This window comes from Proteus sp. MB838 (genome assembly GCF_054767435.1).
Genome location: NZ_BAABMO010000006.1, coordinates 51,800 through 65,426, shown reverse-complemented (window position 1 = coordinate 65,426; position 13,627 = coordinate 51,800). Strand labels below are relative to the sequence as shown.

Here is a 13,627-nt window from a genome sequence, read left to right as displayed (position 1 = left end):
CATCTCATCGTGAACTGGAGTAAGTAATGACTGATATAGTAAGTTTGTTAGGTGCTGATGCTAACTCATTATTGGAACATCGCTGCCAAACCATCCCAAGCGAAAATCTCTACCTGCCAGGTTCTGACTTTGTTGATCGTGTGATGATTGATAACAATCGCCCTAATACCGTATTGCGTTCTATGCAAACCCTGTTTAACCATGGTCGTTTAGCAGGAACGGGTTATCTTTCTATTTTACCTGTCGATCAGGGTGTTGAACACTCTGCCGCTGCCTCATTTGCCGCGAACCCACTCTATTTTGATCCCAAAAATATTGTTGAGCTTGCCATTGAAGCCGGATGTAACTGTGTTGCTTCCACCTATGGTGTTCTAGCTTCTGTTTCTCGTCGTTATGCACACAAAATCCCATTTTTGGTAAAACTTAATCATAACGAAACATTAAGCTATCCAACTCAATACGACCAAACGCTGTATGCCAGTGTTGAACAAGCCTTTGAAATGGGGGCTGTTGCTGTAGGTGCGACTATCTATTTTGGTTCTCCAGAAAGCCGCCGCCAAATCGAAGAGATCTCGATGGCATTTGAACGTGCCCATGAATTAGGCATGGTTACCGTATTATGGGCATATTTACGTAATCCAGCCTTTAAGAAAGATGGGGTTGATTACCATGCAAGTGCTGATTTAACAGGTCAAGCCAACCATTTAGCATCAACCATTGGTGCCGATATTGTTAAACAGAAAATGGCTGAAAATAACGGTGGCTTTAAAGCGATTGGTTTTGGTCATACTGATGAGCGTGTTTACACTAAACTGACGAGCGAAAACCCCATTGATTTAGTGCGTTACCAATTAGCTAACTGCTATATGGGACGTGCAGGATTAATTAACTCAGGTGGAGCATCGGGTAATAACGATCTTGCTGATGCAGTACGTACTGCAGTCATTAATAAACGTGCTGGAGGCATGGGGCTTATCTTAGGTCGTAAAGCCTTTAAGAAATCCATGAAAGACGGTGTTGCTCTAATTAATGCCGTACAAGATGTCTATTTAGATAAATCTGTGACTATTGCTTAATTTTTACGATTAAATTACGCATTGAAGCCCCTTTAATAGGGGCTTTTTGATATCACCACCAGCGATGAAAATGATGTACAGGGCCGAAACCTTGTCCCACCTCTAAACTGTCTGCCTGTTCTAACGCTTGCTGTAAATAGGCTTTTGCTTGTTTAACACAACTTTGCCAATCAGAAACTTGAGGACGAATAGCAGCTAAAGCGGCTGAAAGTGTGCATCCCGTACCGTGAGTGTTTTTTGTATTGATGCGCGGCGAAGTAAATCGCCATTGCCCATCTTGGGTCAATAACCAATCAGGACTTTCTTTCTCGCTTAAATGGCCCCCTTTCATCAATACCGCCTGACAACCTTGATAAAGTAATGCTTCACCTTGTTGTTTCATAGTTGTTTCATCTGTCGCGATATCACAACCTAATAGTGCTGCCGCCTCAGGCAGATTTGGCGTGATCAAATCAACGCGGGGTAATAACTGAGTGAACATTTTATCAATAGCATCAGGTTGTAACAGTGGATCGCCACTTTTGGCAAGCATAACAGTATCAAGTACGACAAAAGGAATGGGATATTGCTGCAGTTTATCGCAAACAACATCAATAATACTGGCATTAGAAAGCATACCAATTTTAGCGCTATCTATTCTGACATCAGAAAGTACCGCATCTAATTGTGCTGCGACAAAATCAGGGGATAAATCATAGACAGAGTGTACACCACAGGTATTTTGCGCTACCAGTGCAGTCATGACTGTTGTGCCATATACACCCAGTGCGGAAAATGTTTTCAGATCAGCCTGTATCCCCGCCCCACCACTCGGATCGGTGCCGGCGATAGACAACGCGTTATATCTCACTGATTAACTCCTCCTTTACCAGTTACAGAAAAGTCGGGCTCTGTTAATCAGCACAGTGACCTTGACTTCCCTACGCTGGCATTATCCAGATCAGGTTATACGGGTTCATCTCAGCCAATAGGCGCCCCGAGCCAAAGCTTATATGATATAAGCCACAAGAGTATCGCATGCAGAAGATAAAGAAGCTAGTTTGATAGTGACAACCTTTATCAGCTCACTTAACGTGCTTTAAGTTAACTTTTCTATTTTAGAAGATAAATTAATCTAGCTTATCTATAATAGAGGCAGGCTCGATGATTTATATTTTATTAGCTATCAATCTTGAATATATATTCTCAACATAAAACAATGATAAGCATAAAATAAAATATTTTGCTCATTTTAACGACAATCGATATATAATCTGCTAAATGAGGTATTTATAATGCATTTCTTGACCACCACTGATATGCGGAGGGGCTAAATGAAAAATGAACCATCGCAACAACAAAATGGACAATCAATGCCTTATCTTATTCCTGATGCAGATTTTAATGCGAAATTAAAAATTCACTCTAAAAATATCGAGCACACAAAAGAATTTCTTGAACAGGGGGTTCAAGATTTTGAATTACCTCAATATAACATTCCCGTAGGATATCGTTTTGTAAAATCATTAAAACGAAATCAATATCGTTTGATCACGACAACGGTTCCTTTTGAAACCGTTTATCTGGTAGAAGTTATTTTTCGTAAAGACATTGTGTATACCAAAACTATATGTACACAAGTCAAAGTTTGGCGCACGGTTGCTGAAGAACATAGTACTGTGACCCGAGCTATTCCTAGGGCATTTTTTAATTATTTACTCGAAAATTATAATATCGTTGTCTCTGATGAAGAACAAACGGGCGCTGGTAAACGATTCTGGGAGACAATGATTGACTGGGCTTTTAAAGCCAATTTATACATTTATATTTCTGATGGAACTGAAGAAGAGCGGCCTCTTATTAAACTAAATAACACTGATGAACTTTATGAAAAATGGGAAGATTTTTGCTGGGAAAAAGATCGCGATATTCATACTCATCGACTATTAGTTATTAGTAAAGAACCGTTATCTCAATAATTAAACGATTTTTTCTTAAAATCTGTGGGTTTTCCCCTCGTTACTCATAACTCACAGATTTACCCCTTCTTTAGGGGTGCTATAGTGAAGTGATCACTTTATCCAGCAGCCATAAAACTTAAACACTTTATAAACACATCTTCGTTTTTTGCTTTTTTTATTTAACTCTCATTATTAATTACTCTATTATCCTGCTCCTTTGCAATTTTGCCCATATAACAAACACTATTCATTATTAACGTTATATTAATATTTCAATATGCGATAAAAAAACCGATGGATATGTAATCGTTATATTATGTTATAATGTTTTTTAGATAATATTTAATCGTTATTATCTTACTTAGTTTGTTTTATTCTAAAATCTAATAAATTATGTATCATTATTAAGCTTAATAAATCCTCAATTATATTAACTAATACTATAAATAATTATCTTTTAAATGGGAGCAACTGAGATACATCTCTTTGTAACCATTTGAAATTAAATATAATGTTATTAAAATAGTTCAATTTCGGATAGCTCTTATCTGAATATTTCACTAATTAAATAACACTATGACACAAATTTTTTTAACATTACCAGAACCACCGCAATGCCGTATTCGGAGTTATATATGTCATCTACCTATTTTCACTCTAGCCTATTAGCAGCTACACTGTTTTCAGTTACGTTAACAGCACCTGCTTTTGCTTCTGAAAATACGCAAAACACACCTCAGACTATTACGACAAAAAAACCTCAGCCAGCAGAGAACACTTTCTCAGAAAAAAATGAGGAAAGCTATTGGGGAAAATTTAAACGTAATCTTACCCAAACTTGGGATAATGACCAATATAACTACTATTTACCGGTATGGACTTGGCATAACCGTTTTACTTACGATAAAGAAAAAACCAATCGTTATAACGAAACGCCTTGGGGATTTGGTATGGGTAAATATCGTTATGATAATGAGGGTGATTGGCATGGCTTATATGCTATGGCCTTTATGGATTCCAATAATCGTGTACAACCTATTATGGGCTATGGTTTTGAAAAAATGTGGTATCCCGGTGGAGATAGAGAGGGTTTTCGCATGGGGGCGGGCTTTACCTTAAGTGTGACTGCTCGTCATGAGTATAACTATATTCCTATGCCATTACCTCTACCGCTAGTGTCAGTCGGTTATGGACACTTATCATTACAGGCGACTTATGTACCAGGAACCTATAATAACGGTAATGTTTTATTTGCTTGGTTACGTTGGCAGTGATCGATTGCCCTAATAAAAAATAAAGTGACCCTTTTTAGAGTCACTTTTTTAATATCGCGTTTTTCTTATCTTTCGCTTAGGCTAACTTAGCCAAGATAATTTAACTATCTTGCCTTGCTTGTGTGGTTGTCAGCGATTTTTTAGTTCTTGAGATCTTAAAACCTATCCAGAGTAAGCCTACCCAAAATGGCATCAAAATAACGGAAATATTAATTTTTGGCATCATTAGAATAATGACCAAAATCATACATAAAAAGGCTAAACACAGATAGTTACCATAAGGATACCAAAGTGCTTTAAATGAAGGCTCTACACCCTCTTTAATTTTAGCTGCACGGAATTTTAAGTTTGCTAAACAGATCATGATCCAGTTAAGCACTAATGTTGTTACCACTAATGCCATTAATAGCTCTAAAGCTTGATCAGGGAGTAAATAGTTAACCAAGATCCCGAGTGATGTGGCTATCGCAGATAACCCCAAAGAAATAACAGGTACACCACGTTTATTAACCTTAGATAATGAATGCGGTGCATTGCCTTGTTTGGCTAAACCGTACAGCATCCGGCTATTAGAATAAACGCCACTGTTATAGACAGATAATGCCGCGGTTAAAACCACCGCATTTAAAATATGGGCAACAACAAAATTATCTAAATTATGGAAAATAAGTACGAAAGGACTTTCTCCTTTCACCACTTGGGTCCAAGGATAAAGAGAAAGCAGTACAATCAATGAACCAATATAGAAAATCAAAATACGATAAACAACTTGGTTAGTTGCTTTGGGGATACTTACTTTAGGATTTTCTGCTTCTGCGGCGGTGATCCCCACCAGCTCAAGTCCCCCAAATGAGAACATCACAATAGCTAATGCAGACATAAACCCAGTAAAGCCATGAGGGAAGAAACCTAGCTCCCATAAATTGCTCACAGAGGCTTGCGGACCACCATTACCACTGACCAATAAATAGCTACCAAATAAAATCATACCAACGATCGCCAAAACTTTTATAATGGCAAACCAAAACTCGGTTTCACCATACATTCTGACATTAATTAGGTTAATTAAATTAATAGCAACAAAAAACACCGCTACCGAAACCCACACCGGAATATCAGGTAACCAATAATTAATATATTTTCCTGCGGCGGTTAATTCAGCCATACCGACAAGAATAAACATAACCCAGTAGTTCCAACCTGATAAAAAGCCAGCAAATGGCCCCCAATACTTATTGGCAAAGTGACTAAATGAACCCGCAACCGGCTCTTCGGCAACCATTTCACCAAGTTGGCGCATGATCATAAACGCAATAAAACCACCAATCGCATAGCCTAATATAACTGATGGCCCAGTCATATTAATGGTTTGCGCGATACCAAGAAACAGACCAGCGCCGACAGCCCCACCCAGCGCAATCAGCTGGATATGTCGATTTTTAAGACCGCGCTTTAATTCTGCTTGTTGCGACTCTTTCGCCATACATCCTCTTTTCTTCATCTATCAGGTAAAAGTGTAAATCAATGTTTACGATTTTGTTTATTTCAAGCCACCATTAAAACACTAATCTGACTTGAATAACAAATACATTTTGTGATAGAGGGGAAAAAGCATAGAAAGCGGGTTTTTTACGGCTGCTTAGAGGGGAATAAGATGGTAAAGCGACAGATACCTTGCTGAAAATCTTCGCCTTGATCGCAAAAATTATCTAACACCACAAGGTACAACCCCAAGCTGATAGCTAATATAATTATTAAGCTAATAATTATTTTCTTTGCGTTCAAATTAAAATCCTTTAAATACATTTTGTTAATAGTACTTATTACAAAATAGGCATTCGCTTTAATACGATAACAACGCCTATCACTGTTGTTATAAAATTCGCAATAAGTTATCTCTAAGATTAAATTTAGCATAGTTTTCATAAAGAAAGTTAAATGCTTCCTCGACAGAAAACAGATAATTGGCACTATTTTTTCTTAATTGTACGCAAAATAGGCATTTTTATTTTAATTACACATTTTGCCAACACATAGAAACAGCAATCAACTAATATGGATTTCTCTGTTTGCCACTTTTTGTATAATATTAAGGAGTTAATTTTGTTTTTTTACCTTAACTTCATCGATAGAATGGAACTGTAATGCCACAAGATAATCATCTCGCATTAGTTTGCGCGCTAAGTAAATGGATTGAGGAGCATTTAGGTCGCGTAATACACCTTGAAGAGCTAGCGGCTTACTCCGGCTATTCCCTTTGGCATATGCAGAAAATTTTTAAAGAAGTCACGGGCACCTCTTTAGGAAAGTATATTCGCCAACGCCGTTTAGCGGGGGCTATCCATCTTTTACGCACCAGTGACCGCTCAATATTTGATATTGCATTAGATTTCGGCTTTGGCTCGCAATCACACTTTACTTATATGTTTCGTAAAGAGTGTGGCATCACTCCATTTGACTTTAGGCAAAATCAAAATATCGAGTTAGAGACAAAACAGCCCTTACATTTGCAATCACTTTGTTGTGATTAGACTGACTTTTATGTGGCATAGAGATATTCTCTTTCGTGTCACATAAATAAAGCCCCAGTTATGTGATGATAATACCTCGCCCTTACCAACCATTAACTGCTTTACTTTAATATGGGGATGATAATGAGTATTAAGCTTATCGTTATTGATTTAGATGGAACGTTACTAAACGAACAACATGAGATCACACCTGAAGTACATCAAGCGATCCAACATGCTAAAAATTCTGGAGTGCACATTGTTCTTGCATCTGGGCGATCTTTTAACGGCATCTCTCCCTATTTAAAAGCACTTAATCTTGATACATCTGATAACTTTTGCATTAGCAATAATGGTAGCCAAATTCACCAAGCAGAAAATGGTGAAATTATCACCGAAGACTTGCTCAATTTTGAAGATTACCTCTATTTTGAAGATCTCTCCCGTGAGATAGGTGTTCACTTTCATGTTTTAAGTGATAATAAAATTTATACTACCAATCGCCATATTAGCCATTTTACTTGTCGTGAAGCATTCTTAACGTGGACACCTCTCTATTATCGCCCCTTAAGCGAAATGCAAAGAGATATGCGCTTTAGTAAATTTATGATCGTTGGTACACCTACGGTATTAGATAACGCAATGCAATATTTACCTGCTAATATCTATCAACAATACAGCATATTACGTAGTGCTCCTTATTTTATTGAGATATTAAATACCGATGTCAATAAAGGAAACGCGGTACAAAAAATAGCAGAACATTTAAAAATCACTCCAGAGAAAATAATGTGTATTGGCGATCAAGATAATGATTTAGCGATGTTACAGTATGCAGGATTGGGTGTTGCGATGGGAAACGCCCCTGAAGAGATCAAAAAAGTGGCGAAATTTATTACATTATCTAATAAAGAACACGGTGTTGCTGTCGCTATCAATAAATTTATTTAAACACGATATTTTTTGTGTTTTATCACTAATGTCTACAAAATTATATAGCAATTGTGATCCTAGCTAGAGGATCACACTGCTTGCCCCCCCTGCTTTATAGCCATTTATTATGCTCCTTTTCCTGCTGGATCAGAATTAAACACCTATTTCTTCTTACATCTCCGTCAGAATTTGTTACTATCAATTCTCTTTTCGTTATTCAAACACTATTTTTACAAGATAATTACCTAGTAATTAGGCTAAATATAGAATAACAAGTATAAATTATTAATATATTCTCTCTCAGACAGGTAGTATTAGTTATGCTTTCAACAAAAGACATGCTAGTCCTTGGAATGATGGTTTTTGCTCTTTTCCTTGGCGCTGGTAATATTATTTTCCCTCCAATGGCAGGTTTCCAATCTGGAAACCAATGGTTTAGTACGTCATTAGGATTTTTGGTTACGGGTGTCTTACTCCCTTTTTTAACCTTAGTCACCGTAGCTATTCGTGGACGTGGTGAACGCCTTTCTATCGACTTGCCATCATGGTTTGCGGTGTTATTTTGGATTGCACTTTACCTGATTGTCGGTTCTACCTTTGCAATGCCTCGGGTCACGAACACCGCCTATGAGATGGGATTTTTACCTCTTGGTCTTATTGAAAAAAATACTACGACCCATCTGACTTTCGCATTAATATTTAACCTATTAAGTATGTTCTTTATGCTTAAACAAGGTACGATGATCAGTGCCATCGGTAAATTCATGACCCCAGCGCTCTTAATACTTCTGGTTGTCGTTGGTATTGCTGTAGTGGCTAAACCGCTTTCCCCTATTGAAGAGCCTACCGGCCTTTATGCGGTAAATGGCTTCTTCTCCGGTATTATTGACGGTTATCAAACCATGGATGTGCTATCTGCTATGGCTTTTGGCGGGATCGTCGCTCGTGCGTTATATACCAAAGGGATCACCAATCCTAAACAAATTGGTTTTATCACCATAAAAGCGGGGATGATTTCGGTTTTACTCTTAGCCGCCCTTTATTTATGTTTATTCTATTTAGGTGCCACAAGTCACGCAGTATCTGTTTTTGCTGATCCGGCACTAAATGCCACTAACGGTGGTCAAATCTTCTCACGCTACGTAGACGCTTTATTTGGCTCTGTCGGTACTTGGTTGATGGGCGGGATTGTTTTATTAGCCAGTATGACAACCTTAGTCGGGGTTACTAGTGCTGCGGCAGACTACTTTGCGACATTCCATCATCGTTTAGGCTATCGCTTCTGGGTTGTAGTATTTACACTGTTAACGACGTTAGTCTCTACTTTTGGTCTTGATACCTTATTACGTGTCACTATTCCTGCATTATTAATGATTTATCCAACATCGGTGACACTAGTCTTACCACAATTTGTTCGCCATAAACTGAAATCACCGCGTTTTACTTACCGCTTTACAATCTGTGTCATTGTTTTAATGAGCCTACTTGACACATTAAAACAGTTAAAATGGCTAAATGGAGATTTATTACAACTATTTAGTTACATTCCACTGTCTGAGTATGGCCTAGGTTGGTTATTACCGGGTATTATTGCATTCGCAATTTCATTACTAATTAGTCTCAGTTTTAAAGAAACCGACACAGAAATTGCTACACCTAATACAGTAAAATAAATCTATTATTGCAACTAGCCCCAAAGTAAATAGTCACTTTGGGGCTAGTTTTTATCCTTAATAACTATCAATTATCTGAATGTTTTATTGACTCAGTTGATGGCTGTATCCACTTAGTTCGATATTTATCAATTAACGCCATTAAAATAGCTTCTGACTGCGCATCAGGAATACCTTTAATATCACTTGGTCTAAAATGCATTTGAAATGCGCTAACCACTTTTTGCGTTTCAGGATCTAATATCCCTGTTGTTGGTGTTTGATAACCATACTTCGCTAACAAGGTTTGAAAATTAGCAATATCAACAGGCTCCGATGCAGCTCTTCCCGCTAAATAGAAAGTAACTGTTTCATCATCTGGCCAAGCGCCTATTCCTTGTTTCGCTAATTCAGCCCATGGGAAAAGTGGTCCCGGATCAACTTTGCGTTGTGGAGCAATATCACTATGCCCGACTACATTTTGTGGTTCAATACCATAGCGTTGAATAATATCTTTCATCATCATAGTAATGGTTGAGAGTTGTTCTGCGGTATAAGGTAACCACTCTCTTAATGTACCCTGATCTTTATAACCATAATTCACTATCTCAATACCAATTGAACCATCATTTAAACCTGCACTATTTCCCCACTGACTTAGCCCCGCATGCCATGCTCTTTTATCTTCACTCACTAAAGCAAACACAACCGGCTTACCATCAACATAATTTGGTTTGGTAGGAATTAAATAATGACTGCTTACATTTCCCGAAGTTAACGTTTTTAACGATTCTTTATCGTCAACGGCGGTGTAGTGCATAACTAAAAATTTTACGCGATTATCTTGCCCAGGATTATTGGGAACAACTTGTGCAAAATAATCCCCCCTATCAATAAGCTGAGGTTGCTGAACACAACCTGAAAGCAACCCCAAAGTAACAAGTAAAAAGAGACTGTAGCGACTAAAGATCATTATCCATCCTGAATACATTAGACTATAAATTTAAGGCTAAATTGTAGACAAAAAACCCATATTAAAAAATATGGGTTTTGTATTTTGGTTTTTTTTAATAATTTTTTAATGAATACCGTACTTGCTCAATTATTGCCTCACCTTTTCACAGCGGACTAACGGTTCATTAGGTAAAGGCTCTTTATCCCAAATACCTTGCTCTATATCATTTTGTAATTCAGGGTATTGGCGAATATTGAAAGTGGGTAATACACCAGCTTGTCGCTGTTGGTTATAATCTTTAATTAACTTCAAAGCGACGCCTGAAAGTAAAATAATGGCAATTAAGTTAGTGACAGCCATCAATCCCATCGAGAGATCAGCCATTTTCCACACTAACGGCATTTCAGCCAAAGCACCAAACATCACCATCGCCAGTACGGCTGATCTGAGTAAGAATAGCCCTGTCATATGATTGCGGCCTAAAAAAATCATATTACTTTCAGCATAGGCATAATTTGCAATAATCGATGTAAAGGCAAAGAAAAAAATCGCAACAGCAATAAAAGTACTCCCCCAACCACCGACAGTTGACGATAATGCTAGCTGGGTTAACTGAATACCATTAATACCATCTTGATAATTATCTAACACACCTGAGGATAAAATAATCACTGCAGTCGCACTACAAATCACCAAGGTATCCATAAATACCCCTAACATCTGAATATAACCTTGCGATGCTGGATGAGGTGGGTAAGGTGTTGCAGAAGCGGCGGCATTAGGTGCAGAGCCCATACCTGCTTCATTAGAAAATAGGCCGCGTTGAATACCTTGGGTCATCGCTTGACTAATACCATAGCCAATTGCCCCTGCTGCGGCTTCCTGTAAACCAAATGCGCTTTTAAAAATTAGCATAAACACTTCAGGTAAACGTTCAAAATGATCTGCAACAACCCAAAATGCTAATAATAAATAGGCGATAGCCATAATGGGTACAACCAGCTCAGCAACACGCGCAATCCAACGTAGACCGCCAAAAATAATAAAGCCGCTCATCACCACCAGTCCAATACCAACATATAATGGATCGAAATTAAATGCTGATGCAGCTGCTTGCGCTATTGAGTTAGCTTGTACCGCATTAAAAACAAGTCCGAAGGCAATGATGAGGAAAATGGCGAATAATACGCCCATCCAACGCATATTGAGGCCTTTTGTCATATAATAAGCAGGGCCACCGCGATAGTTACCTTCATCATCTTTAGTTTTATACAACTGTGCTAATGTACTTTCTATTAAGGAAGTCGCCATACCTATAATTGCAACTACCCACATCCAAAAAATGGCCCCAGGGCCACCTGCGGTCAGCGCAATTGCTACACCGGTTAAGTTACCTGTTCCAACACGTGCAGCTAAACTTGTACATAAAGCTTGGAATGAAGAGATACCTGATTTATCTGACTTATGACTATTTTTTAAAATAGAAAACATATGACCAAAATGGCGGATTTGAATAAATCCTGTTCGAATAGTGAAATAAATACCCACACCAAGGAGTAAGTAAATAAGTACATATCCCCATAAAATGTTATTTGCAAAGTTAATTAGCCCTGTCAAATTAATCCCCTTATGTAATAACGTATATAACCTATCCTTACATCGCTATTGAAATAAAAAACAGATAAACACCTATAATTGAACCAATAAATGGCTTATGTATGTCTTTATCTCATATCAAAAATGATTGTCTAAAAAGCGACTTAAATGTAACACAAGATTATACGATATGTATATTTTTTGTTTATTTTTTTATTATTTAATCATTCTATTTAATTATCTTATTAACTAGAAACTTTAGCATAACAAAATAAAAAACCTATAAATATCATTTAGATAAATAATTAAAACATTCTATATTATATAATAAAATAAATTTACTGATCTACAAAATATTGTTAATTGATTATTTAACAACATGCTAAAAGATGAAAAAAACACCAATAAGAATTGATTGCCAAATATACAACTTTCATTTTAAAGTGAGATTTAAATCAAATAAGTGGATTTATTAATTAAATATTCTCTTAGTAGTAATGCTAATAAGAATTTGAAAAGTGCATTAGCATTATAAGAAATGCATAGTGAAAAAATAATATAACTTTAACGAACGGAATTATTATTTTTTAACAAAATATTAATAACTTTACTTTAGGGGCAGGACTATTACGAACTCTATTAATAAAAAATGTTTTAAAGTACTCCGTTTTTCTTCTCTATCTTCTTTGTTTTTACTTAAATTTTATTTTACTTATTTCCATTTTCTGCTTATTTATTAGCGCCTTTTCCCTTTTGTTTCCATAACAATTTAATGTTGATTATTTTTTGATTAATAAAAAAATCAATATTCACGTAAATTTACTTATTAACCATTTAGTTAATTTTATTTATAATACATTTTTCCCTGGTGTTGTATTATTTTTTGCCCTGTTTCCCCAACAGGGCTTTTTTTTATCCTTATTTTTCATTCTGTTAGTGATTACTCAATCGTTTTTATAAAAATTAACTTAAAAAATAAAACATAAAATAGACAATATTAACATTTTATTAAAATTTAATTATTACTTTATCTATAATGTAAAAATAATTTATATAAATAAAATTGATCTAGATCAAATATAAAACTCGTCAAAATTGGTTACTGACTCAGAGAAACATTAAAAAAACTAATTTTAAATATAATTAATTCAATATAATAAACACGTTACCTTAGCTAGCCAAAAAATGTACCAGTAGAATAATTTATTTAAAGACAATATTATTTACTACTAATAACTATTAGTAATAAAGTTTTTTATCCATTATCTATACAATTGCTTTCTATTTCTTTTTTTAAAATTTTTTAAAATAATTTCTTTTAGTTACTTGCATTACTCATCGCTCTCTTTTACTTTACTCTCATATAACAAGGGAGAAAGTACGATGGGTTATAACCTTGCTGAACTTACACAAGAAGAAAAAGATAAAATTAATGTCAACCTAGCCGCTTCAGGGGTTGCCTTTAAAGAGCGTTATAATATGCCAGTAGTGGCTGATGCGATAGCAAGAGAGCAACCTCAAGCTTTACAAAGCTATTTTCAAGAAAGAGTGACCTTTTATCGAGCACGAAGCCAACACTATTCTCGCTTACCTTTTGAGTCGAAATAAATACCGTGCTCAGTATTAAAAAAAGAGATAAACATTTACGTTTATCTCTTTTTTATTTTCAAGTAATGATATAAAAAATGGGC

Annotated in this window: 12 protein-coding genes and 1 riboswitch; of the genes, 7 read left to right on the top strand and 5 right to left on the bottom strand. The window is 36.2% G+C overall.

Annotation, left to right across the window (positions count from 1 at the left end; translation table 11 throughout):
* The first annotated feature begins 26 nt into the window (after nucleotides 1-26).
* The gene (fbaB, locus tag ACYUCW_RS04230) at nucleotides 27-1,076 is read left to right on the top strand and encodes a class I fructose-bisphosphate aldolase (RefSeq protein ID WP_004243453.1); all 1,050 of its coding nucleotides are present in this window, start codon (nucleotides 27-29) and stop codon (nucleotides 1,074-1,076) included.
* Between the two features lie 52 nt (nucleotides 1,077-1,128).
* Here the strand turns inward: fbaB and thiD are convergent, their stop codons facing one another.
* On the bottom strand, nucleotides 1,129-1,926 hold the full coding sequence (thiD, locus tag ACYUCW_RS04225; RefSeq protein WP_004250817.1) for a bifunctional hydroxymethylpyrimidine kinase/phosphomethylpyrimidine kinase: 798 nt from the start codon (nucleotides 1,924-1,926) through the stop codon (nucleotides 1,129-1,131).
* 50 nt (nucleotides 1,927-1,976) lie between these two features.
* Nucleotides 1,977-2,065, bottom strand: a riboswitch (TPP riboswitch).
* 324 nt (nucleotides 2,066-2,389) lie between these two features.
* Between thiD and ACYUCW_RS04220 the strand changes: the two genes are divergently transcribed.
* Together ACYUCW_RS04220 and pagP are read left to right on the top strand one after the other, a co-directional pair.
* Complete coding sequence (locus ACYUCW_RS04220; RefSeq protein WP_108716909.1) at nucleotides 2,390-3,034, top strand: hypothetical protein; 645 nt, start codon at nucleotides 2,390-2,392, stop codon at nucleotides 3,032-3,034.
* Nucleotides 3,035-3,651: 617 nt separating this feature from the next.
* A complete protein-coding gene (gene pagP / locus ACYUCW_RS04215; RefSeq protein WP_004243456.1) occupies nucleotides 3,652-4,290 on the top strand; it encodes a lipid IV(A) palmitoyltransferase PagP in 639 nt (212 codons plus the stop codon).
* Between the two features lie 100 nt (nucleotides 4,291-4,390).
* On the opposite strand, the gene ACYUCW_RS04210 is transcribed toward pagP, so the two are convergent.
* Entirely contained in the window at nucleotides 4,391-5,773 is a 1,383-nt protein-coding gene (locus tag ACYUCW_RS04210) for an amino acid permease (RefSeq protein ID WP_004248300.1), read from the bottom strand.
* A 146-nt stretch (nucleotides 5,774-5,919) separates the two neighbouring features.
* Nucleotides 5,920-6,096 carry a PhoP/PhoQ regulatory lipoprotein MgrB gene (mgrB, locus tag ACYUCW_RS04205; RefSeq protein ID WP_387520973.1) on the bottom strand — a complete coding sequence of 59 codons (177 nt, stop codon included), beginning with the start codon at nucleotides 6,094-6,096 and terminating at the stop codon, nucleotides 5,920-5,922.
* Between the two features lie 338 nt (nucleotides 6,097-6,434).
* On the opposite strand from mgrB, the gene ACYUCW_RS04200 reads away from it, so the two are divergent.
* From ACYUCW_RS04200 to brnQ, 3 genes are all read left to right on the top strand, one after another.
* Nucleotides 6,435-6,821: a helix-turn-helix domain-containing protein gene (locus tag ACYUCW_RS04200; protein ID WP_460408231.1), complete on the top strand. Its 387-nt coding sequence runs from the start codon at nucleotides 6,435-6,437 to the stop codon at nucleotides 6,819-6,821.
* A gap of 123 nt (nucleotides 6,822-6,944) precedes the next feature.
* On the top strand, nucleotides 6,945-7,751 hold the full coding sequence (yidA, locus tag ACYUCW_RS04195) for a sugar-phosphatase (RefSeq protein WP_004248301.1): 807 nt from the start codon (nucleotides 6,945-6,947) through the stop codon (nucleotides 7,749-7,751).
* Nucleotides 7,752-8,053: 302 nt separating this feature from the next.
* Entirely contained in the window at nucleotides 8,054-9,406 is a 1,353-nt protein-coding gene (gene brnQ / locus ACYUCW_RS04190; RefSeq protein ID WP_460408230.1) for a branched-chain amino acid transport system II carrier protein, read from the top strand.
* Between the two features lie 67 nt (nucleotides 9,407-9,473).
* Here brnQ and ACYUCW_RS04185 read toward each other — a convergent pair whose 3' ends face one another.
* Together ACYUCW_RS04185 and ACYUCW_RS04180 are read right to left on the bottom strand one after the other, a co-directional pair.
* Nucleotides 9,474-10,358, bottom strand: a complete 885-nt coding sequence (locus ACYUCW_RS04185) for a peptidoglycan recognition protein family protein (RefSeq protein WP_004250813.1) — start codon at nucleotides 10,356-10,358, stop codon at nucleotides 9,474-9,476.
* 129 nt (nucleotides 10,359-10,487) lie between these two features.
* Nucleotides 10,488-11,957: an alanine/glycine:cation symporter family protein gene (locus ACYUCW_RS04180; RefSeq protein ID WP_004243466.1), complete on the bottom strand. Its 1,470-nt coding sequence runs from the start codon at nucleotides 11,955-11,957 to the stop codon at nucleotides 10,488-10,490.
* 1,362 nt (nucleotides 11,958-13,319) lie between these two features.
* Between ACYUCW_RS04180 and ACYUCW_RS04175 the strand changes: the two genes are divergently transcribed.
* Nucleotides 13,320-13,544 (top strand): DNA polymerase III subunit theta, encoded by a 225-nt coding sequence (locus ACYUCW_RS04175; protein ID WP_004243467.1) that lies wholly within the window; start codon nucleotides 13,320-13,322, stop codon nucleotides 13,542-13,544.
* Nucleotides 13,545-13,627 lie beyond the last annotated feature (83 nt).